The 21,216-nt window shown below is 42.9% G+C and carries 20 protein-coding genes, 8 tRNA genes and 1 rRNA gene; 4 read left to right on the forward strand and 25 right to left on the reverse strand.

Going from position 1 to position 21,216, the window contains the following annotated elements; translation table 11 throughout:
* The first annotated feature begins 157 nt into the window (after window positions 1-157).
* Window positions 158-1,345 carry an aminotransferase class I/II-fold pyridoxal phosphate-dependent enzyme gene (locus G414_RS0102405; RefSeq protein WP_022791276.1) on the forward strand — a complete coding sequence of 396 codons (1,188 nt, stop codon included), beginning with the start codon at window positions 158-160 and terminating at the stop codon, window positions 1,343-1,345.
* A gap of 29 nt (window positions 1,346-1,374) precedes the next feature.
* Window positions 1,375-2,301, forward strand: coding sequence for a lactate/malate family dehydrogenase (locus G414_RS0102410; RefSeq protein ID WP_022791277.1), 927 nt, complete (start codon window positions 1,375-1,377; stop codon window positions 2,299-2,301).
* A 102-nt stretch (window positions 2,302-2,403) separates the two neighbouring features.
* On the opposite strand, the gene G414_RS0102415 is transcribed toward G414_RS0102410, so the two are convergent.
* The 7 genes from G414_RS0102415 to G414_RS0102445 all read right to left on the reverse strand — a co-directional run bounded on the left by G414_RS0102415 (window position 2,404) and on the right by G414_RS0102445 (window position 8,381).
* Entirely contained in the window at window positions 2,404-2,646 is a 243-nt protein-coding gene (locus G414_RS0102415; protein ID WP_022791278.1) for a type B 50S ribosomal protein L31, read from the reverse strand.
* Window positions 2,647-2,770: 124 nt separating this feature from the next.
* Window positions 2,771-4,594 (reverse strand): translation elongation factor 4, encoded by a 1,824-nt coding sequence (gene lepA, locus G414_RS0102420; protein ID WP_027694504.1) that lies wholly within the window; start codon window positions 4,592-4,594, stop codon window positions 2,771-2,773.
* A 130-nt stretch (window positions 4,595-4,724) separates the two neighbouring features.
* The gene (locus G414_RS0102425) at window positions 4,725-5,951 is read right to left on the reverse strand and encodes a phosphoglycerate kinase (protein ID WP_022791280.1); all 1,227 of its coding nucleotides are present in this window, start codon (window positions 5,949-5,951) and stop codon (window positions 4,725-4,727) included.
* A gap of 108 nt (window positions 5,952-6,059) precedes the next feature.
* Window positions 6,060-7,070 carry a type I glyceraldehyde-3-phosphate dehydrogenase gene (gene gap, locus G414_RS0102430; RefSeq protein WP_022791281.1) on the reverse strand — a complete coding sequence of 337 codons (1,011 nt, stop codon included), beginning with the start codon at window positions 7,068-7,070 and terminating at the stop codon, window positions 6,060-6,062.
* 163 nt (window positions 7,071-7,233) lie between these two features.
* The gene (locus G414_RS0102435) at window positions 7,234-7,413 is read right to left on the reverse strand and encodes a hypothetical protein (protein ID WP_022791282.1); all 180 of its coding nucleotides are present in this window, start codon (window positions 7,411-7,413) and stop codon (window positions 7,234-7,236) included.
* 142 nt (window positions 7,414-7,555) lie between these two features.
* Window positions 7,556-8,008: a hypothetical protein gene (locus G414_RS0102440; RefSeq protein WP_022791283.1), complete on the reverse strand. Its 453-nt coding sequence runs from the start codon at window positions 8,006-8,008 to the stop codon at window positions 7,556-7,558.
* Entirely contained in the window at window positions 7,998-8,381 is a 384-nt protein-coding gene (locus G414_RS0102445; protein WP_022791284.1) for a helix-turn-helix domain-containing protein, read from the reverse strand. Before G414_RS0102445 ends, G414_RS0102440 begins: the two co-directional genes overlap by 11 nt.
* Before the next feature lie 144 nt (window positions 8,382-8,525).
* Between G414_RS0102445 and G414_RS0102450 the strand changes: the two genes are divergently transcribed.
* Window positions 8,526-8,597, forward strand: a tRNA-Arg gene (locus G414_RS0102450).
* A 58-nt stretch (window positions 8,598-8,655) separates the two neighbouring features.
* Here the strand turns inward: G414_RS0102450 and G414_RS0102455 are convergent.
* From G414_RS0102455 to G414_RS0102490, 8 genes are all read right to left on the reverse strand, one after another.
* The gene (locus G414_RS0102455) at window positions 8,656-9,294 is read right to left on the reverse strand and encodes an SGNH/GDSL hydrolase family protein (protein ID WP_022791285.1); all 639 of its coding nucleotides are present in this window, start codon (window positions 9,292-9,294) and stop codon (window positions 8,656-8,658) included.
* A 111-nt stretch (window positions 9,295-9,405) separates the two neighbouring features.
* A complete protein-coding gene (locus G414_RS0102460) occupies window positions 9,406-9,915 on the reverse strand; it encodes an HdeD family acid-resistance protein (protein ID WP_051125781.1) in 510 nt (169 codons plus the stop codon).
* Between the two features lie 87 nt (window positions 9,916-10,002).
* Window positions 10,003-10,872: a DNA/RNA non-specific endonuclease gene (locus tag G414_RS07140; protein ID WP_022791287.1), complete on the reverse strand. Its 870-nt coding sequence runs from the start codon at window positions 10,870-10,872 to the stop codon at window positions 10,003-10,005.
* Between the two features lie 109 nt (window positions 10,873-10,981).
* On the reverse strand, window positions 10,982-11,350 hold the full coding sequence (locus G414_RS0102470; RefSeq protein ID WP_022791288.1) for a DUF956 family protein: 369 nt from the start codon (window positions 11,348-11,350) through the stop codon (window positions 10,982-10,984).
* 113 nt (window positions 11,351-11,463) lie between these two features.
* Entirely contained in the window at window positions 11,464-12,429 is a 966-nt protein-coding gene (locus G414_RS0102475) for a PTS system mannose/fructose/sorbose family transporter subunit IID (RefSeq protein ID WP_022791289.1), read from the reverse strand.
* Window positions 12,430-12,447: 18 nt separating this feature from the next.
* Window positions 12,448-13,251, reverse strand: coding sequence for a PTS mannose/fructose/sorbose transporter subunit IIC (locus tag G414_RS0102480; RefSeq protein ID WP_022791290.1), 804 nt, complete (start codon window positions 13,249-13,251; stop codon window positions 12,448-12,450).
* Between the two features lie 59 nt (window positions 13,252-13,310).
* Window positions 13,311-14,294, reverse strand: coding sequence for a mannose/fructose/sorbose PTS transporter subunit IIB (locus G414_RS0102485; protein WP_022791291.1), 984 nt, complete (start codon window positions 14,292-14,294; stop codon window positions 13,311-13,313).
* 146 nt (window positions 14,295-14,440) lie between these two features.
* The gene (locus G414_RS0102490) at window positions 14,441-15,871 is read right to left on the reverse strand and encodes an aspartate ammonia-lyase (RefSeq protein WP_022791292.1); all 1,431 of its coding nucleotides are present in this window, start codon (window positions 15,869-15,871) and stop codon (window positions 14,441-14,443) included.
* A gap of 164 nt (window positions 15,872-16,035) precedes the next feature.
* On the opposite strand from G414_RS0102490, the gene G414_RS07145 reads away from it, so the two are divergent.
* The gene (locus tag G414_RS07145) at window positions 16,036-18,864 is read left to right on the forward strand and encodes a YfhO family protein (protein ID WP_022791293.1); all 2,829 of its coding nucleotides are present in this window, start codon (window positions 16,036-16,038) and stop codon (window positions 18,862-18,864) included.
* Window positions 18,865-18,911: 47 nt separating this feature from the next.
* Here the strand turns inward: G414_RS07145 and G414_RS0102500 are convergent, their stop codons facing one another.
* From G414_RS0102500 to rrf, 10 genes are all read right to left on the reverse strand, one after another.
* Window positions 18,912-19,850: an ADP-ribosylglycohydrolase family protein gene (locus G414_RS0102500; protein ID WP_022791294.1), complete on the reverse strand. Its 939-nt coding sequence runs from the start codon at window positions 19,848-19,850 to the stop codon at window positions 18,912-18,914.
* A 9-nt stretch (window positions 19,851-19,859) separates the two neighbouring features.
* Window positions 19,860-20,159: a hypothetical protein gene (locus G414_RS0102505; RefSeq protein WP_022791295.1), complete on the reverse strand. Its 300-nt coding sequence runs from the start codon at window positions 20,157-20,159 to the stop codon at window positions 19,860-19,862.
* 137 nt (window positions 20,160-20,296) lie between these two features.
* Window positions 20,297-20,370, reverse strand: a tRNA-Pro gene (locus tag G414_RS0102510).
* A gap of 40 nt (window positions 20,371-20,410) precedes the next feature.
* Window positions 20,411-20,496: transfer RNA gene (locus G414_RS0102515), tRNA-Leu, on the reverse strand.
* 48 nt (window positions 20,497-20,544) lie between these two features.
* Window positions 20,545-20,630: transfer RNA gene (locus tag G414_RS0102520), tRNA-Leu, on the reverse strand.
* Window positions 20,631-20,653: 23 nt separating this feature from the next.
* Window positions 20,654-20,727, reverse strand: a tRNA-His gene (locus G414_RS0102525).
* Between the two features lie 2 nt (window positions 20,728-20,729).
* Window positions 20,730-20,803 (reverse strand) — tRNA-Trp (locus tag G414_RS0102530).
* Window positions 20,804-20,823: 20 nt separating this feature from the next.
* Window positions 20,824-20,897, reverse strand: a tRNA-Asp gene (locus G414_RS0102535).
* Between the two features lie 3 nt (window positions 20,898-20,900).
* Window positions 20,901-20,973, reverse strand: a tRNA-Val gene (locus G414_RS0102540).
* A gap of 5 nt (window positions 20,974-20,978) precedes the next feature.
* Window positions 20,979-21,095 (reverse strand): 5S ribosomal RNA (gene rrf / locus G414_RS0102545).
* Between the last annotated feature and the right edge of the window lie 121 nt (window positions 21,096-21,216).

Consider the following 21,216-nt stretch of genomic DNA (forward strand, 5'->3'; position numbering starts at 1 on the left):
GGACGGTCAACATTGTAACAAGCTGTGTTTAACCTAAACAACCCCTAGGAGTAATTAATATCAAATACTATCATAAAGCTAACCTGTTGACTATTATTAAATTTAGATTATAATACACTGATAAAATAACTTTAATGTAGAAAGAAGGAGCCTGCCTATGCCCGTTTCAAAACCGTCCTTGCTAAACCATCGCAACCATTTTTTAAAATCAGTCGCCCCCAATGAAATTCGTGCTTTCGATGATACTTTTAGTCAAATTCCTGACATTATTAAACTAACACTAGGGGAACCAGACTTTAACGTACCCGCCCCCATTAAGGAAGCTGTTAATCATTGTGTGGCCGCTGATGATTCACACTACGCGCCTGCTACTGGTTCAAGCGACCTGCGGACGGCCGCTGAGCACTTTCTAGCTGATCGCTATCACCTAAATTACCGTGCAAAAGACGAAATCACCATTACCATTGGCGTTACGGAGGGAATTTATGCTAGCTTAACCGCCTTAACTAATCCTGGAGACAGAGTCCTCATTCCTAGTCCTACTTTCCCCCTTTATGCTTCAGTTGCAGCCTTAAACGGAGCAGAGCCAATCTTTATTGACACGAGTCAAACTGACTTTCTATTAACACCAGCTGCTTTAAAAAAGGCCTTAGCAAGATATGGTAGTAACCTCACAACGTTGATCTTAAATTATCCCGGCAATCCAACTGGCGCAATATACCAACCTGCTCAATTACAAGCGTTAGCTGATATCCTCAAAGATACTGATATCACAGTGATTGCTGATGAAATTTATTCTGAATTAACCTACGACCAAAGTCACACCTCCATTGCAAGCTACCTACCTGAGCAAACGCTGATTCTAAATGGCGTCTCCAAATCACATGCCATGACTGGCTATCGAATTGGCTTTATAGCTGGCCCAGCTGACCTTTTACAACCCGTTAACCTGGTCCATGCCTTATCGGTCACTGCTGCTTCTAATCCTGCCATGGCTGGAGCTGCCTTTGCCTTAGCCAGTGAAGAGGGGCAGCAGGCCACTCTTTTGATGCGCAAGGCCTATCAAAATCGACGTGACTACCTCCTGCCTAAGTTGCGTCAATTAGGCTTTACTGTGGCTAACCCAGCCGGAGCCTTTTATCTCTTTGCAAAAATACCTGTTCGCTTTGGCGATGACGACGCTGCTTTTGCTCAATTACTCGCACAAGAAGGAAAAGTAACTGTCATCCCTGGGCACACCTTTGGCCCTGGTGGTAAAGGATATATTCGTCTAAGCTATGCTACTAGCATGCATCAATTACAAACTGCTGTAGCCCGGTTAACTGACTTCTTAAACCAACATTAGCAGCAATTCAGATTCATAGGAGGAAAAAGATGACTAGAAAAATTGGAATTATCGGTTTAGGCCACGTTGGTAGTGCCGTAGCCCATGGTTTAATTACGCAAGGCGCCGCTGACGACTATGTCTTTATTGACCCTAATGAAAAAAAGGTACAGGCTGAAGCCTTAGACTTTGCAGATGCCAACGCTAACCTAGCCTACCAGGTCAACATTACAGTCAATGACTGGACTGCATTGGACGATGCTGACCTCATCATTGTCGCCTTAGGTAAAATTGCCTTACAAGGTAATAATCCCAGCCATGATCGTTTTATCGAACTTCCCTTTACCGCCAAGCAGGTGCCAACCGTAGCTGAAAAGCTAAGGGCCACTGCCTTTCAGGGCGTTCTCATTGTCATTACGAACCCCGTTGATGTCATTACTACTCTCTTTCAACGATATACAGGGTATCCTAAACATAAAGTGATTGGTACTGGGACCTTATTGGATACGGCCCGAATGCAACGGGCAGTCGGTCAAGCACTCAAACTCGATCCACGTTCAGTAAGTGGCTATAATCTCGGGGAACATGGCAATTCCCAATTCACCGCCTGGTCAACCGTCCGTGTCCTTAATCAACCGATTGTTGACCTCATTGAGCGCTATCACTTAGATTTAGACCAACTTGATGCAGAAGCTAAAGCTGGTGGTTTTACCGTTTTTGACGGTAAAAAATTTACAAGTTTTGGGATTGCTGCAGCCGCTATTCGGCTCGCCCAGGCGGTCCTATCCGATAGTCACAGTGAGTTAGTCTTCTCTAATTACCTGGCGGCTTATAATTTATACCTTTCGTATCCCGCCATTTTAGGTCGTCAAGGGGTGATAGCCTCAGTTCCCCTGACTCTGTTGCCAAATGAAGAAGCTAAACTAACCGCTTCTTATCACTACGTTAACGATAAGTTTCATGCTCTAATTGATTAACCAACCCCAGCTCTAATAGCCAGATTAGCCGCACAAAAAAAGCTTCCCAGTCGTTAATTGCGACTAGGAAGCTTTTTTATTCAAACACTCGTTTTCTAGACCTTATTTAAGACCGTAACGCTTGTTGAACTTGTCAACAGCACCGTCAACTGTAGTAAACTTCTGCTTACCAGTGTAGAAAGGATGTGAATCTGACGTAATTTCAACACGAATCATTGGGTAAGTCTCGCCCTCATACTCAATAGTTTCGTCTGAAGTGCGCGTTGAACCAGTTAGGAACTTCTTACCAGTTGATGAATCAACGAACACAACCTGATGGAAATCTGGATGGATATTAGCTTTCATGTTACTTCTCCTTATCGCCCTAACACCTTAAGTGCTAGAGTCAGTTTAATTAATTTAACTAGTCTAGGATAGCACATTAGGCGCGGTTTGTGTAGCCCTAAATGACAAGTCATTTTACTTGACATTATTCCTCATCTGTATTGAGTACCGCCATAAAGGCAGCTTGAGGGACATCCACCGTTCCAACAGACTTCATCCGTTTCTTACCGCGTTTTTGTTTCTCTAACAACTTAGCGCGTCGATCAGGATCACCAGTATGAATACGCGAAGTCACGTCCTTACGATAGGCTTTAATTGTCGACCGTGCAATAATTTTTGATCCAATGGCCGCTTGAATTGGAATTTCAAAATTACGACGGGGGATAATTTCCTTAAGTTTCGTCGTAATATCGCGGCCCCGTTCCTGTGCAAATTCACGATGAACAATAAAACTTAAGGCATCCACGCGCTCACCATTCAAAAGGATATCAATCTTAACAAGATCGGATTTACGATACCCTGCTAACTCATAATCCAAGGAAGCATAGCCCCGGGTAGAGGATTTTAATTTATCAAAGAAATCAAAAATAATTTCTGACAGTGGCATTTCATACTTTACATTAACCCGTTGTTCATCCAGGTATTCCATCGTATCAAAGATTCCCCGTTTGCGTTGTGCCAATTCCATTACTGGGCCCACATAATCATTTGGTACCATAATTTGTGCCGCTACATATGGTTCTTCAATCCACTTAATCTCACCCGCATCTGGCATTTCTGAAGGATTAGATACTTCAATCATACGATCATTTTCTACAAAAGCGTGATAGGTTACCGATGGCGCCGTCGTAATTAAATCTAAGTCAAATTCACGCTCCAGACGTTCTTGAATGACGTCCATATGTAAAAGACCTAAAAAGCCTGTTCGAAAACCAAAGCCCAACGCCTGTGATGTCTCAGGTTCAAACTCCAAGGAGGCATCATTTAACTGCAATTTTTCTAAAGCATCCCGCAAGTCATTATACTTGGCATTATCGGTTGGGTATAATCCTGAATACACCATTGGCGTCATTGGTTGATAACCAGGTAATGGTTCAGCCGCCGGTTGATTGACGTGCGTAATTGTATCCCCCGGACGGGCATCACGAATATTCTTAATCGAAGCGGCTAAATAACCGATATCACCGGCCATGAGTTGTTCGCGTTTGATTGGGTGTGGTGAGTTAACCCCCACCTCTGTTACTTCATACTCCGCCCCGGAGTTCATAAATTTAATTTTATCGCCGGGTTTAACAACCCCCTCACGCACGCGGATTGTCACAATGACACCCTTATAAGAATCATAGGCTGAATCAAAAATCAACGCTTGCAAGGGAGCCGTTAAATCGCCTGTGGGTGCCGGAATTTTATCTACAATTTGCTTCAAAAGATCATCAATCCCGATACCTTCTTTAGCTGAGGCCAAGACAGCATCCGAAGCATCTAACCCAATCACGTCTTCAATTTCCTGACGGACCTTCTCAGGTTCAGCCGCCGGTAAATCAATTTTGTTGATTAAGGGAATAATTTCTAAGTCATTATCCAAGGCCAAGTAAACATTCGCCAAGGTTTGTGCTTCCACACCTTGTGCCGCATCCACTACTAAAATCGCACCATCAGCGGCCGCCAAGGAACGCGAAACCTCATACGAAAAATCAACATGACCTGGTGTATCGACTAAGTGGAAAATATAAGTCTCACCATCATCAGCTAGATAATGCACCTCAACTGCATTCATCTTGATCGTAATTCCCCGTTCTCGTTCCAAATCCATCGTATCCAACAGTTGATTTTTCATCTCACGATCAGAAACAGTATGCGTCGCCTGTAATATACGGTCTGAAATAGTCGACTTTCCATGATCAATGTGGGCTACAATACTAAAATTTCGGATGTGCTTTTGGCGCGCTTGCATTTCTTCTAAATTCATCTGCTCTTGGCGCTCCTTCTCTCTAATATTTATCTTATCTTCTCCATTATACAGGCAGCCCAGCCTTTTGTAATGGAAAACCACTAAAAAAGGATGGGCCTCGTAGGCCCATCCTTTTTACGAATACACTTTACTTATCAGAAATTGAAGCAATCCCTGGCAATTCCTTACCTTCTAGATACTCCAAAGAAGCACCACCACCGGTTGAGATGTGTGATAATTCATCAGCAATTCCCAATTGTTGAACCGCAGCCGTAGAATCTCCACCCCCAACAATGGTTGTTGCATCATTATCCTTGGTAATCTTAGCTAATTCTTCACCAATTGCTAGGGTTCCCTTAGCAAAATTAGGCATCTCAAAGACACCCATTGGTCCATTCCAAACGACCGTCTTAGCTGTTGATAATACAGAATCAAAGAGTTCAATGGAAGCAGGCCCAATATCCAAGCCCATGTAACCATCTTTGATACCATCCGTAGCCACATAAGTCTCAGCATCATTAGCAAACTTATCGGCTGCAATCGCATCGACAGGCAAAACTAGCTTATCACCAGCTTCTTCAATCAATTTCTTAGCCAATGGAATCTTATCTTCTTCAACTAGTGAATTACCAATTGCCTTACCCTGAGCTGCATCGAAGGTATAGGCCATTCCACCACCGATAATGACCTTATCAGCCTTTTGCAAAAGATTTTCAACGATTTCAATCTTATCTGAAACCTTTGCTCCACCAATGATGGCAACAAATGGTCGCTTTGGATTATTAACCGCTTCACCCAAGAACTTGATTTCCTTTTCCATCAAGAAACCAGCTGCCGTTTGGGCAATATTAGACGCAATACCAACATTAGATGCATGCTGACGATGTGCGGTACCAAAGGCATCATTAATAAAGACATCACCTAATGAAGCCCAGTACTTACCAAGAGCAGGGTCATTCTTTGATTCATGCTTAACTTCATTGCCTTGATCATCAATGTCAGCAAAACGTGTGTTTTCAAATACTAGGACCTGTCCATCTTGCAAACCGTTAATTGCTTCTTCAAGCTCTTTACCTTCATAAGCGGGGACAAACGTAACTGGCTTGCCCAAAAGATCTGCTAATCGTTGCGCAACGGGCTTCATGGATAACTTTTTCTTATCATCCAATGACTTTACCCGACCCAAATGTGAAAAGATCACTGCCTTACCGTCATGATCTAGCACATACTTAATTGTAGGCAGGGCAGCCTTAATTCGGTTGTCATTAGCAACTACTTCTTTACCATCTTCTTCTTTAAGCGGAACATTGAAGTCGACCCGCATTAATACTTTCTTGCCCTTTAAGTCCAAGTCTTTAACTGTTAACTTAGCCATTTAAAAGTCCTTCTTTCTTGATAGCTTTTTTAAATCTCATTTACTAAGCAAAAACAGGCGATCCAGTATACACTAAACCACCTGTTTTCTTAATAACCTAGCTGGTCATTAAATTGATGCCAAGTGCAACAAAGTACGGATCATGTTTGAAGTGAAACCGTATTCGTTATCATACCAAGCAGCAGTCTTAACCAATTGGTAATCACCTGAAGTCAATACTTCAGTTTGTGAAGGATCAAAGACAGCACCGTGTGTGTCGCCAATGATATCTGAAGAAACAATTTCTTCATCTGTGTAACCAAATGAATCATTTTGATACTTCTTAACCGCTGCGTTAACTTCGTCAGCAGTAACCTTCTTGCTCAAAATAGTTGTCAATTCTGTAATTGAACCATCAACAACTTGTACACGTTGTGCATGACCGTCCAACTTACCATTCAATGCAGGCAATACCAAACCAATGGCCTTGGCAGCACCAGATGAATGAGGAATCGTGTTAACAGAAGCGGCACGGTTGTTACGAGCCTTCTTACCACGAGGGCCATCCAAGATAGCTTGCGTAGCAGTGAAGGCGTGAATTGTCGTCATTGTACCAACTTCAATTCCAAATTCTTCGTTCAATGCATTAGCCAATGGAGCCAATGATTGTGTTGTACATGAACCAGCAGAAACAATCCGATCTTCTGGCTTCAAGATGTCTTGGTTGACACCGTAAACAACAGTAGGAACATCACCAGCTGGAGCTGATACTAAGACCTTCTTAGCACCGGCATCCAAGTGAGCTTGTGCCTTTTCCTTTGAAGTATAGAATCCAGTAGACTCCAAGACGATTTCAACACCATCATTTTCAACCCACTTCAAATCAGCAGCGTTACGCTCTGCGTAAACATGGTACTTCTTACCGTTAACGATAATACCGTCTTCATCAGCAGAAACATCTGCATCCAAAGTACCGTGTGTTGAGTCATGCTTCAACAAGTAAGCTAACATAGCAGGACTTGTCAAATCGTTAATGGCAACAACCTCGATGTCGTCAGCTGTGTCTTGCAATTCAAAGATACGGCGGAAAGCCAAACGACCGATACGTCCGAATCCATTGATACCAACTTTAACTGTCATTATTAATGATTCCTCCCAGAAATACATTTTTGCGTAAAGTTATTTACAGGTATTATTATACGACTTTGTTTAACTTTTCGCAAACTATAACATCAGGCGCTTAAGGCAACTATTTCTCTTGGCTAGCCCCTCAATAGAATTCTAATATAAAGGAATAGGGCTCCTACTTATGTGGTAATCCTGCCCATGATGTTGTATGACGACGAACTCCTTTTAACCGGTGATTTATTAGTTGATAAAGATAAAAGACCAGCCTTGCTGTTCCTGTTACGATAATTTTTAAAGTTAAGATTGTGATGACAAACATGCCCAAGAAAACAAATCCAGCATATAAACTTTGCATCTCTTTTCCTCCTCAGCAATTCAGTTAAACCTAATGCTTGTTGAATATAAAAGCCCAGAGAGATGATAACTTCCTTTCCAGGCGACTAAGACTAGTATATATTAGGTTTAACTTTAATGCAAGCGGAAATATTTAGTTTAACTTATAGCATTCCTCGCCGTTGATAATAGCGAAGGGTCTCATCCGAGAATGTTAAGGGGTAACCAAAGCGTTCCGTTAACATCCATCCTGCTAAGGGTTCATCAGGATAGTCAGCCGCCACGGCTTGGATTTCTTCTAAAGACGTCATATAGGTTAGCACATTCTCGCGGGCATTAATTTCATTATTGTGGGCGCGGGCACTTTCATAGTCTAAGATGTTCCCCAAATCAAAGAGAGCATGAAAGTATTCTTCAACTAAGGTTTCTGCCTTTTCAAAAGTTGATAAGGTCTTATCAATAAAAATATACACCTTGTCCCCTTTAATAGAGGTTACACCTGCTAAACCGGAATTTTCCTTAAGGGGCATAGTGTCTAAAATAATCGGTTCCAATCCCCTTGCCTGCAAATCATCTTCAACAGCCATTAATAGGTCATCGTAACGATTAGTCTGCATGGCGATCCTCATAATCAGCAATTAAACCTTCTACGTAAGCTTTTGCTCGGTCAATCACGCGGTGCCGCTCATCATCGGGAAGCCCAGAAATATCTAAGCCCCAGTGGGCAGCCATTAAGACTGGTTCGTCACTGGCTACCTCAGGTTTGACCGTTTGGGGATCTTCAACTAATTCTGACTTAGATACTGCAAAATAGTCCGCCATTGCTTCAATTTTATCAATTCGTGGGTAGGTTTTGCCATTTGACCAATCAGAAATTGTTGCTGTTGAAACACCTAGGATTCCTGCTAACTTAGCAGCCGTTAAGCCATGTTGCTTCAAGAGGCGCTTAATATTCCGCCCCATGATTGCCTTTCCCTCTGAACTCGCCATTTTCTTCACCTTTTCTTTTCTATTTTTTGTTATAACTTTATAATAAAGGTAAACTTAATATTTGGCAAGGTTTAACCTAATTCAATTTAGTCTTGCATTTGTTCGAGGGCTTAGTTATAATTATCTAGTTGATTAAATCAGCTTGGACCCGTAGTGTAATGGATATCACGTTAGATTCCGGTTCTGGAGATGAGGGTTCGATTCCCCCCGGGTCCATAAGAAAAGCCAACTTTGCGGTTGGCTTTTTTTGTGTCTTAATTTTAATGGAAACCTCTTAATGGTAAGTTTGCACAAAGGCCATAATGGTTTTTGCAAGCCGTTGATGGCCACTTGGCGTCGGATGCAGACCGTCTAACAACCAACTTTTGGCATTCAAATGATTAATATTCATTGTCTGATAGAGGTTAAGGACGGGCAAATGATAATAGTGCGCCCATGCTTCAATCGCTTGTACATAGTCGACGAGCAACAAGCCCTGCTGATTGGCTTCTTCTTCAACTCCAACTGTTTTCCCCATCAATCGATTACGCCAAGTTGGCGTTAGGACATAAAGCAATATAGTTGGATTGGCCTGATAAATAGTGGCTAGGCTTTGGTTCATTGCTCCTAACATCGTATTTGACTGTTGATCGCTTAATTGCCCAATCGGTAAGCTTTGTCCATAATCGTTCGTCCCGCCAAATAAGATTGCTTTTTGTGCCTTCGCCCAGTCAATAATCTTTACCCGTTGGACAAACGAAATAGCATCATTGCGGCTACCTGTTTGCCAGGTTGCTCCAGCAACGCCTTCATTCAACACTTGATCAGCAAAAAGTGCATTTGCAAACTTAGGCCAGCCACCATTTCCAGGCCCATTTGGTTCATAACCAGAGGTTAATGAATCACCTAGGGCAATTATCGTTGCTGCTTTCATGTTCCTATCCTCCCTTGCTAAACCTTGTCAACTAATATACCCGTAAATAAAAAAGGTCTGCGTCTCAATTATACAATGAGCCGCAGACCTTTTTATTTTAATAAGTAACCATTAGAAAGCTTCAACTACTTCCATAATTCCATAAACCATGAAGTAAGCACCCAACAAGGCAACCCCAAAGGTCAAAGCCAAGGCAGGACTAAACATCATGATGATGGCCAAAACAATGCCGATAATCGCAAAGATAATGGTAAACCAGTAATAACCTTTGCTTTCCTTAACGAAACGTGCTGCCCACAACTCAAACAATGAATCCATGAACAAACCAATCGTCAACAAAATCCAAATGTAAACAATGCCAAAGTCTGGCATTACTAATACCAAAATTCCAACCAAAATATCCAAAATGGCTGAGAACGTCAACCAGCCGGTTTTATCCATACCTAACTTACGTAACTTGTTACGCCCCATAAAGCGGATTACACCATTAACCAACATGAAAATACCAACCAAGATAACCATTACTTGAACAGTAATACCAACCCTAGTCATCACAAAGTAGGCCAAGATTAGGGAGAGAATTCCCATAATCAGCTTGAAAGGATCAAATTCCTTTTTCATCATAATTCCTCCATAAAAATAAAAAGTCCACTACAACAAATAATCATTTACAAGTTAAGTGTAACACACCCACAAACTTTGTATGCATTATTTCATAGGACTAGCTTGCCCCGTTTGATAATTTATGGTGATACCTGGCTGAACATTTGGGATAAAGACATTAAATTCTAAAGAGTCATCGCGTGATTTTGCTTCTAAATGATTTCCGGCTGGTAACAACGCTGATCCGTCATAGACGGGGGTTACCCGATAACGGACTAGTTTATTCTGATCTTGTGCACGACGAACTAGGGTTTCATAGTAATTTTGCCCTGTATTCTGATCATCCCCATTGGATGCTTGGTTAGCCCAAGCTGTCTGAGTGGTAATATTTTGCCGGTTAGCTTCGGATGCGTCAAAACTAGTTATTCGACCTGCTAGAGCATAACCGATGGAATGGCCACGGTTATATAAAACTTGGTAGGGTCCACTAAGGTTCACTTGGTGCCAGCCCAGGGGCTCAATTTTGCGATCCATTCCAGTTTCTTGTCGATTACGATATTGTCGGCTTGTTCGATTTAAGAGGGCATTGGCAACGCCTGGCCGTCCCAAGTCATCTAAAGGTGCTAAGTGGACATAGGGCGCTGTGCTAACATTTGCCTGCAAGTCAGTCTGATTATGATTAATTAACCAAGCACCAGCCCCATTAAAGGTAATCCTTTGACTATGCAGTTGTGCTCTAACTGCTGGCGTCAAAACACTAGCCGCTAACTGTTCATCGGGGTGCCTTGCCGCTTTAACGGTTAGCTTTTTGTAGGTTTGCTCTTGCCTAGGTAAATATGCCTGTAATTCATCAGGCAAGTGTTGGATTGGTATCCAACCGGCAGTCGTAGCAACCGTGATGATTAGGACTAAGACTAGCCCTAACGTTGTCTTAGGACGCCTTTTAGGACGCCGCTTATATCCTTTTTTCCCCATCCGTACTTCCTCACTCTAGTTAAGTTTAAATTAAAAAAGACTACAGGTATTAAGTTTACCAGTAATCCTTCTTTTTTCCCACATTAACCTTTTTTGCTTACTTTGCTCACTAGCTTGTCTTTTTGGCCTGCCAACGAATTTTCATTCGTTCAAATGCGCTCTTACGCCGTCTAAGTTGCTTGGCTTTTAAATACTTGCGCATAATCGTACTTGCATGCCGTCCATGGCCACCAATGAATTCAAATTGTTGTCCTTCAGTTGTTTTAACCACGAAGCCACGATAATAAAAGCCCCATATAATCTCAAAACTAATGTAGTCAACGTTACGCCAAGGAATTAAGATGTAACCACCACTTGTCGATCGAAACTCCAGCGCCTTATCTCCATAAAACAAGCGCCCTGGACGAATATTAACTGGTGACATAACTGCATTAGCTGGTGCGCTATATTCATATTGTTGTTGCTTCACTTCTGACACGTCTTTTCATCCCCTTTTTTATTTGACTAACAAAAAAGAGCCTGCGCTTGAAAAACAACAATCCGTTTCTCCTCACGCGGGTCTCTTTATCTGTTTAAACACTTAAAGGCATGTTAAGCCATAATGCCTAGTGCATAGGCTGCAATTCCAACAGCAAACAAACCAAAGATAATTGTAATTGGTGAAACATTCTTGCGCAAGAGCCACAATACAATGAACATCATCAATAGCGGTGCCAAACCGGGGATCAGTTGATTCAATGTATCTTGCAAGGTTGTTACCTTCCATAGACCGATATTTTGACCGGACTGAATGTTACCAATCACCTTAGCGAGTTGATCACCACTTAAGTCACCACTATTAATCATCTTAGCTAGGGCATTAGTATCGACGTAAGCCCCTTCTTGCATCTTCACCTTAGAAATAACCATTGGGAAATTCATCGTTGTCCAACGTGGAACCAGTACGCCCATGATGAACATACCAAGAATAGATGCACCCGTCGTAATCTTTTGCATCATACCACCGGCCATATTTTCCGTGATGTTTGTTCCTTCACGGTAACCAAGCTCTTGTGTATACCAAAGAAAGGCCATACGGGCAATATTCCAAGCAAAGAAGAAGATAATAGGACCAAGAATTTGGCCACTTTGTGCCATTCCAGCACAGAAAGCGCCTAAGACCGGCCGAACAGTTCCCCACCAAATTGGATCACCAACTCCAGCTAACGGTCCCATCATTCCAACTTTAACACCGTTAATTGTTTCATCATCAATGGCAGTCTGTCCATTGGCCCGTTGCTCTTCTAGGGCCATTTCAACTCCCAATACTGGTGAGGCAACATAAGGATGGGTATTGAAGAACTCTAGGTGACGCTTTAACGCCGCTGCCCGCTCATCCTTGCTCTGGTAGAGCCGCTTAATTGTTGGAACCATGGCATAGGCCCAACCAACGTTTTGCATCCGTTCGTAATTCCAAGCTGCTTGGAGGAAGGTTGACCGCCACCAAGTTGATATCCGATCACCCTTTGTTAGATGGGTGCCATCAGCTTGTACATTTTTCTCTTGTACTTCACTCATTTTTCTTTCCTCCAAGTCCTAGTAATTATTCAAGATGGCATCAAGCTCATCACCGCTACCGGCTGAACCCCCACCGTTGCCACCGTTACCACTATCATTAAATTCTGGCGCTAATTGTAGATATACCAAGGCCAATACTGTACCAATGATACCCATAGCAATCAAATTCAATTCGGTTAGGGCTGCCAAGGCAAAGCCCAAGAAGAAGAATGGCCACAACTTTGGCGTTGCCATCATATTAATAACCATGGCATATCCAACAACCACAATGAAGCCACCAGCTACGGCCAAGCCCTTTGTAATCACATCAGGAATGGCATCCAAAGCTGCATTAACAGGACCAGCACCAAGAACAATGACAAAGGCAGTTGGAATCGCAATCCGAAGTCCTTGCAACATCAAAGCCCCAATATTGACAAAATCAATACCACGTAAGTTACCCTTTTCGGCCTGCTTATCAGCAATATGCGCTAGTCCCACCGTAATGGTACGGACACCTATTGTTAAGACCTGCCCAGCTACGGCCAAAGGAATCGCAATCGCCATTCCTTCTTGGATGTTAACTTGTGCCGGTCCAGTTACTAAGTAGGCTGATACAACGGATGCTAAGGCTGCGTCAGGTGCCACGGCGGCCCCGATGTTCATCCAGCCTAGGGCTAACATCTGTAACATACCACCCAAAATAATTCCTTCGGTCACGTGGCCATTTGCTAAACCAATCAAGGTTGCGGCCACTAAAGGTTGATGGAATTGGAACTCATCTAAAATTCCATCCATTCCAGCCAAAAAGGCTACTAAAATCACGAAAAACGCTGAAATCATGCGCTTATCCTCCTAAAAATTCCTAAAAAATAATTTCACTATATAGCTGCCTAAAGGCGTTAGTCCTTTAATAAGTCAAAAATATCCTTGCTACTATCACTTGGGACTTTGCGAACATCAAAGCTAATTCCATGGTCGCGCAGATTCTTTAGGACCTTTACGTCTGCATCATCAACAGCAATGGCATTAGTAACCATGCGCTTGCCTTCAGAATGTGACATCGAACCAATATTAACCTTTTCTAGCTGGACGCCACCCTCAACTGCCTTTTCAACATCCTGTGGTGTTTCAAACAACAAAAGAGCCTTCGTGTCCTTAAAGCGAGGGTCATCCCAAATATCAATTAATTTTTGAATCGGAATAACATTCACCTTTACGCCCACTGGAGCCGCCTGGATCAACAAGGTCTTACGTAGATCATCCTTGGATACACCATCAGAGACCACAATGATTCGGTCTGGTTGAACTGACTTTGTCCATGCTGTTGCAACCTGACCATGGAGGAGCCGGGAGTCAATCCGTGCTAAGCCAATTTTCAAGGTTGGCTTTCCAGAGTGCTTAACTGCCTTTACATCTCCACTAATAGGCTGACTAGCCGCCGAGGTTGTTTTTGTCTCATCAACATCAGATTTAGCCTCTGCTGCTGGCATTTCGGGTAGCGTTTTAACCCCATCCTTTGCAACTGGGACCAAATAATGGGCAATATCAGCTGCTTTATCCATCGTAAAGCGCGCCCCAAAAGCCTCAACTAACATTGGCAAGTTTAGTCCGGTAATAATAGCCATCCGATCAGCATGCTCTGCTTGGATTCGACTGGCCGCATTAAAGGGTGAACCCCCCCATAAATCAACCAGGAATAAAACTTGACTTTCTGGTTCAAAACTTGCTAATGCTTCATTAAAATGTTGCATTAAATCCTCAGGCCCCTCATTAGGCATAAAGGTAACAACTTGAACCTGTTCTTGCTTTCCAAAGATCATCTCACCTGATTGGCGGATGCCCTCTGCAAACTTACCATGACTGGCAATGATAAAGTTTACCATAGTGCTCTTCTCCTCACTCTTCTTGATCATTATCGCACAGCTTTTATTTTAGCTTAAAGTTTTCCATTTGTAAACGTTTACATATGTCTTTTCATTTTTTTACCTAAAAAAAGAGTTTGTCCCTATGACAAACCCTTTTAACTACTTTAACTTGTATAGCCGGAACGTTTTAAGACCAAGCCGTGTTCAGGCGTCCGTTCGTTCTCAACAATTTCAGCCACCGCAAAAATATGCTCTAATTCTGCTTGGCTAAATTGCCCTGATTCCACAGCTAAGTCACGAAGTGGCCGCCCAGTTTTTAGGGCTTGCTTGGCCAACTTTGCGGCTGCTTGATATCCAATACTGTTAGCCATGGCAGTCGCAAATGATGCTGATAAATCAATGTCTCGGTGAAGCTGATCACGATTGGGACTAATCCCTTGTATCGCATTCTTGCGCAAGGTTGCCATGGCCGCCGTCAAATGATCAAGCGAAGCAAATAGACGATATAACATTACCGGTTCAAAGGCATTAAGTTCTAATTGTCCGGCTTCAACTGTTGCTGTAACGGTTGCATCGTTACCAATGACCTCATAAGCCACTTGATTTACGACCTCTGGAATGACCGGATTAACCTTACCTGGCATGATTGAACTTCCTGCCTGTTTAGCTGGTAGGTTAATTTCATTTAAGCCCGACCGAGGACCCGAACTTAATAGACGAAGATCGTTTGCGATCTTGGATAAATTAACGGCCAGTGATTTCAAGGCTGCTGACAGGGCCAAGAAGCTATCCAGATTTTGTGTAGCATCAAAAAGATCAGAAGCCTGCGTTAATTGTAAACCCGTTAGCTGACTTAATTCCGGAATAATGTGACTTTGATAGTAATATGACACATTAATTCCTGAACCAATAGCTGACCCCCCTAAATTTAAAACATGTAGCGCGGCTACGGCCTCTTCAATCCGTTCCATATCACGTCGTAGGGGCTTTAGATAGGCATGAAAGGAATTACCTAAGGTCATCGGTACGGCATCCTGCAGTTGTGTGCGTCCCATTTTATAAATGGTCGCAAATTCATCTGCTTTCTGACCTAAAGCAGTAATCAAACTCTGTAGTTCGCCTAGCAGCGGTTGACTATTTTGAATCAGGGCCAATTTACCTGCAGAAGGAAACACGTCATTCGTACTTTGACTATGATTAACATGGTCATTAGGGTGAATAACATGATAATCTCCGCGATTACGGCCCTGTAGCTCCAAAGCTAGGTTGGCCACCACTTCGTTAACATTCATATTCATGCTCGTTCCAGCACCCCCCTGGATTGGGTCAAGCGGAAACATATCATAATTGAGCGGTTGATCTAGCAAGGTCTCGATAGCTTCAATAATAGGGTCTGCCACTTGCGCGGATAAATCACCAGCAGCCTTATTCGTTTTAGCCGCCGCCAATTTAATCGCTAATATGGCTTTGATTAAAGCTGGATGTGCATGTTCACCCGTAATTGAAAAGTTATCCAAAGCCCGCATTGTGTGAATCCCATAGTAAGCATCGTCTGGGACGTCCAATGAACCCAATGAATCTGTTTCAGTCCGCATTATGATTATCTCCCATTCTTATTGATGACATAATTTTAATTATTCTATCTTTTTATTATCTCAGATGCCAGATATTTGTTAGCAAAGTTAACACTGAGGTTTTTTTTAGTTGAAATAACAATGGTATAATGGAGCATAATTCTTACAGTTTAGGGGCTTTTTTTATGACCATACACTCATCTTATTGGTGGAAACAAACGGGCTGGCGCTACAGCTTATTGTTTCTACTTGTCACCTGTTTTATTTTCCTGCCATATGCACTGACTGGGACCTCTTTAGTTTGGCAGGCTGATGGTATAACCCAGCATATTCCTGCCCTAGCTCAATGGCAGCATGATTTAAAGCAACTCATTATTGACCATCAATGGCCCAGTCAATGGGATTGGCACCTTGGGCTTGGTGGTGACTACTATCAAACATTCGCTTACTATACCATAGGTGATATTTTCACCTATGGTGTTGCTTTAGTTAAACCCACGCAACTCGTTACCTACTACAACGTCATGATTGTCGTAAGGCTATTCTTAGCTGGTAGCGCCTTCTTAGTTGCTGCCAAGCATTTTTTACCCAATCGCCATTATTGGATTAATGCCTTAGCCGCGATCACCTATGTTTTTTCAGGCTACACTGCCTTTGCGGCTTTCGAACACCCTTTCTTCATTAATCCCCTGATTATTTTCCCCCTGCTCTTAGTAAGCCTCGATCAGGTTTTACGTCGTGGGCGATGGCTCCCCTTTACCCTAATGGTAGCGTGGACGCTTTGGAATAACTATTACTTTGCCTTTATGCTCGCCATAGGTGCCTTTATTTTTTGGGTACTCCGTTCTAGTTATAACCATTACTGGCACCGAGTTAGTTACCAGTTGCGTTTAATTTTAAGTACCATGCTTGGCTTTTGCCTAGCCGCCCCCTTATTTATTCCAGGTTTTTTCGGTGTTCTTAGCTCTGCCCGCACTGGTTCTCCGCTGGCTAATGGCTTAACCGTCTATCCCCTTTACTACTACCTTAAACTACCAAGTAACCTGTTAACCAACTACAGCGTTCCTGACTTTTGGTTAACAGGCGGCCTTACAGCCATCACACTATTAGGCCTTGTGTTTACCTTGCATCACTTTAAACAATACCGTTTATTTAATACCATTTGGTTGCTTGCTGGCTTTGGACTGTGTCTGCCTTTTTTCAGTGCCTTATTAAATGGTGGTAGTTCGCCCTCTAACCGTTGGGTCTTCATGCTTTCATTACCCTTGGCGCTAACCATAATCGTCGTTTATGACCACCGCGAGCAGGTCATTAGGCAAGATTATGTCATCACAGCAGGCTTAGGTGTAGTGGCCACCCTCTCTATTTTCTATGGCAGTCACTTTAATTTACGACTGCCTTTTGGTCTTATAATTGCTAGTTTTTTTGCTACCTTATTAGGTATGTATTTAACGAAACAGCGGCCAATCTGGCAGTGTTACTGTCTCATCGGATTAACGGTACTCAACGTTATCTTGATTACCGGCCAGAACCATACGACGAGCACTGACCCTGCAAAAAGTGACTATTTAAGTAATCAAGAAGTCAAGACACTCATCTCAAACCAACAAAATTATCGTTCGTTACTAGATGTAGTTAACATACCGGCCACAACCTCTCCACTAAACCGAGTTCAAATTGATGAACAACTGAGTAACGCACAAGGCATTGCGCCCGGCAATAATCTGCCAATCTTAGCACCTAGTCATAATATTGGCAGTTACTGGTCAATTCAAAACGGTCAGCTTGGTCAATTATCCGACAGTCTAGCCCTGAATGGTGCTAACAAAAATGATGTCTTAGGTAATTTAGATAATCGTAATACACTCAGTAATATCCTAGGCGTCCAGCAACGCTTTGAAAATGATGCGAGTTTAGCACCAGCCTCTTATCATGCTGATGCGAATTTAGTAAAGGTTAATGGACAAATACCAACTTTTTCCAAGGATGCATTCCCATTAGCTTATCTACCCAAACACCAAGTTAGTTTTCAACAGTATCAGCAAGCCAACCCAACTGAACGTGAAGCAATGTTAGCAGACAGTGTCGTCGTAAAAGATACAAATGCATCAAGTGATCACAGCGATTTCGCAAATCAGGTCAAAACGGCAGGAATTCGCACTGACCAAACAAAAGCACCGGTTAAAAACTTACACTTTACTTATCATAGCCATCCAGCCCTTATGGATGATGGGATTTTTCTTAGTCCTGATGCCAATTTAAAACACACTGAACTGCATTTGGAAATTCGTAATATTCAATTTAAGCCGGCTAACTTTATTCAACGCCGCCAAGCCGCCTTAGCTGATTACGACTATCGTCACCAAGAAGATAGCCGTAATCCTAAAAGTCCCATCGATCGACGATACAATCCTACTGCTTATCAGTGGAATTGGACAAAAAAGCATCTGACTAGTGCAGGAAATGAGCTAGGTGGCTATACCCTAACAGCAAAGTACCACAACAAAACAGCAGAGTTTAGTCAAACCAGTCAAAAAAATCTTTCCTTTTATCAGCCCCATCAGGCAATTACCCTTAACTTAGGGCCTGCTAGTGGCGTGAATAAGGAAACTTTTATTCCACTGTCTTTTAGTCAAGTGGGTACTTACTCCTTCGATGTTAGCGTACGCGCAATGCCAACCGGTCAATCCTTTAACCAGGTAGCCAAAAGTGCACAAAGCCATGCGGTCCCACTAACATGGCAAAACAATCATTTATCCGGTAAAGTTAAGACCGCTACTAGTCGTATTATTGCCACCACGATTCCTTACAGCAAGGGCTGGCAAGATAAACAACTAGAACTAGTCAACGTTAACAACGGCTTTTTAGGTATTCGTACACATGCCGGCATGAATACAATTAACCTGCACTATCATACACCCGGCTTAAAGCTTGGTATCATACTGGGATTAATTGGTCTTGATGTTCTCTTCATTCTTGCTTATCTTAGTTTAAGACGTCATCAAAAACGGTAATATAAAAAGCAGCATCTTTAAGATGCTGCTTTTTATATGGACTCAACCTAGGAAAATTTATGTGACGCATCCGCTAACAAACATTCACGCTCAATCACATTCTTATTGGCCAAGCTATCTAACCAAGCTGTTGGCAAATCATCGTAAACAAAGGCAATTGCTGAAGCTACTAATGCAGCAATGGTATCTGTATCACCACCGATATTGATTGCTGATTGAACGGCTTGCTGGAAGGAAGTTGCCTGTAAAAGAAGCCAAAATACAGCCTTTAACGTATCAACTACGTAGCCACTGTTTGGAACTTCATCTATTGATAATTCTCTAAGTTGATGTATAACGTCATCTGCTGTCTGTCCGTCTGGTATCACCAACCAAGTTAACCCATTCATACGTAACTTGTTTACTAGTGCTGGTGTACGATTATACCGACGAATGGCCATTTCTAAAGCCCGTTCTACATTTTTTAATCGTGGCAACAAACGTAAAAAGGCTACCCAAATATTAGCAACCAATTTCGATTGCCCATGTCCATGGGTTAAGGCAGTTAATTCATTAACAACTTGTTCCACTGTTTGGTCAGCCGTTATGGTATAAAAAGCCACCGGCCAGACGCGCATTAAAGCACCATTTCCATTGGCTGTCTCCGCATCTTCTCTGAGTAAGGCCCCACCTTGTTGATAAGCTTCTAGAGCCTTAATGGTCTGTTCTCCCATTCCAAACGCTTCCCCTTCTGGGGTAAACTTGCCTTGTTGATAATACTGTTCATAATTATCCATGACCACTTGAAGGTTATAGGGCTCAAATAACGCATTAATGGTAGCTAAACTCATACTTGTATCATCACTCCACTTACCGTTAAGTGGTGACTGTTGCGTGCTTTGTCCAGTGAAAGTATAGGTTCCTCGAGTTTTATATTGATAAGGGCCACCTAAAGCATCGCCCATTGCAAAAGCATAGACCACCCGGCGTAAATTTTGTGCAACCATATTTCCTCCCTAATCCTTTTTAAACCATTCTGCTACCGTCAGCCACTGGTTTGAATCATCCTGGTCATAAACTGAATAATCACTAATGTTATATAAGGTCTTTCGATCCCCATCTAGGACTGACCAATAGGTTTCATCTGCTCGCCGAATAACGTCCCAGTTCACATAGACCTGCTCTTCTCCACTTGCATCGCGCACCTTTACTCCAGGTTCGTGGGTTACCATCTTTTCACCAATCACTTGCTTATCCTTGGTTAATTCATTTAATAATTGCTGATAGGACTCATTATGGATTGAATTACTTGTCATTACGACCTCCCTCTATCTATTAGTAGTGTAACAAAGAATTGGAGCTTAAGTTAAGTGTGTTAAATCCTATCTTCTACCATAAGTAAGAATCAAATTTTGGGTAAAAAAAAAGGCCTTCCGGCCCACAACACTTTATATCGGGACGACAGGATTCGAACCTGCGACCCCCTGGTCCCAAACCAGGTGCTCTACCAAACTGAGCTACGTCCCGAACGCACAATACCTGAGACCCTTGAAACAAAGCATCTCAATGCCGTCGGTGGGAATCGAACCCACACTCCCGATAAAGGGAACTGGATTTTGAGTCCAGCGCGTCTACCAGTTCCGCCACAACGGCAACATCTATTTAAAACACTGACATTCAACTGTTACCCTAAGGCAACAATGCCGTCGGTGGGAATCGAACCCACACTCCCGATAAAGGGAACTGGATTTTGAGTCCAGCGCGTCTACCAGTTCCGCCACAACGGCAAATCCCAAATATTACGTCGAAGGGCGGATGATGGGACTCGAACCCACGCATGCCGGAACCACAAACCGGTGTGTTAACCAACTTCACCACATCCGCCATGGCAGGGATAGAGGGAGTCGAACCCCCACCGACGGTTTTGGAGACCGTTGTTCTACCATTAAACTATATCCCTATGATATGACGTAATATTGACGGTCACAACGGGACTCGAACCCGTGATCTCCTGCGTGACAGGCAGGCGTCCTAACCAGCTAGACCATGCGACCAAATGGACGTTACAGGGATCGAACCTGTGACCCCCTGCTTGTAAGGCAGGTGCTCTCCCAGCTGAGCTAAACGTCCAAGATGCGTTGCGACGCCCTATCCTCGCAGGGAGCGATCCCCCAACTACTTTCGGCGCGATTGAGCTTAACTTCTGTGTTCGGTATGGGAACAGGTGTGACCTCAATGCCATCATCACAACACGTGAGACTTACGTCTCTCAAAACTGAATCTTATTGCTTGCTTTTGCCTTCATTTATCCTTGTGCCTTTACACCGTTTGTTCAACTTGGTTAAGTCCTCGAACCATTAGTACTAGTCCGCT

Origin of the sequence: Weissella halotolerans DSM 20190 (assembly GCF_000420365.1) — a bacterium.
Lineage (GTDB): Bacteria > Bacillota > Bacilli > Lactobacillales > Lactobacillaceae > Weissella > Weissella halotolerans.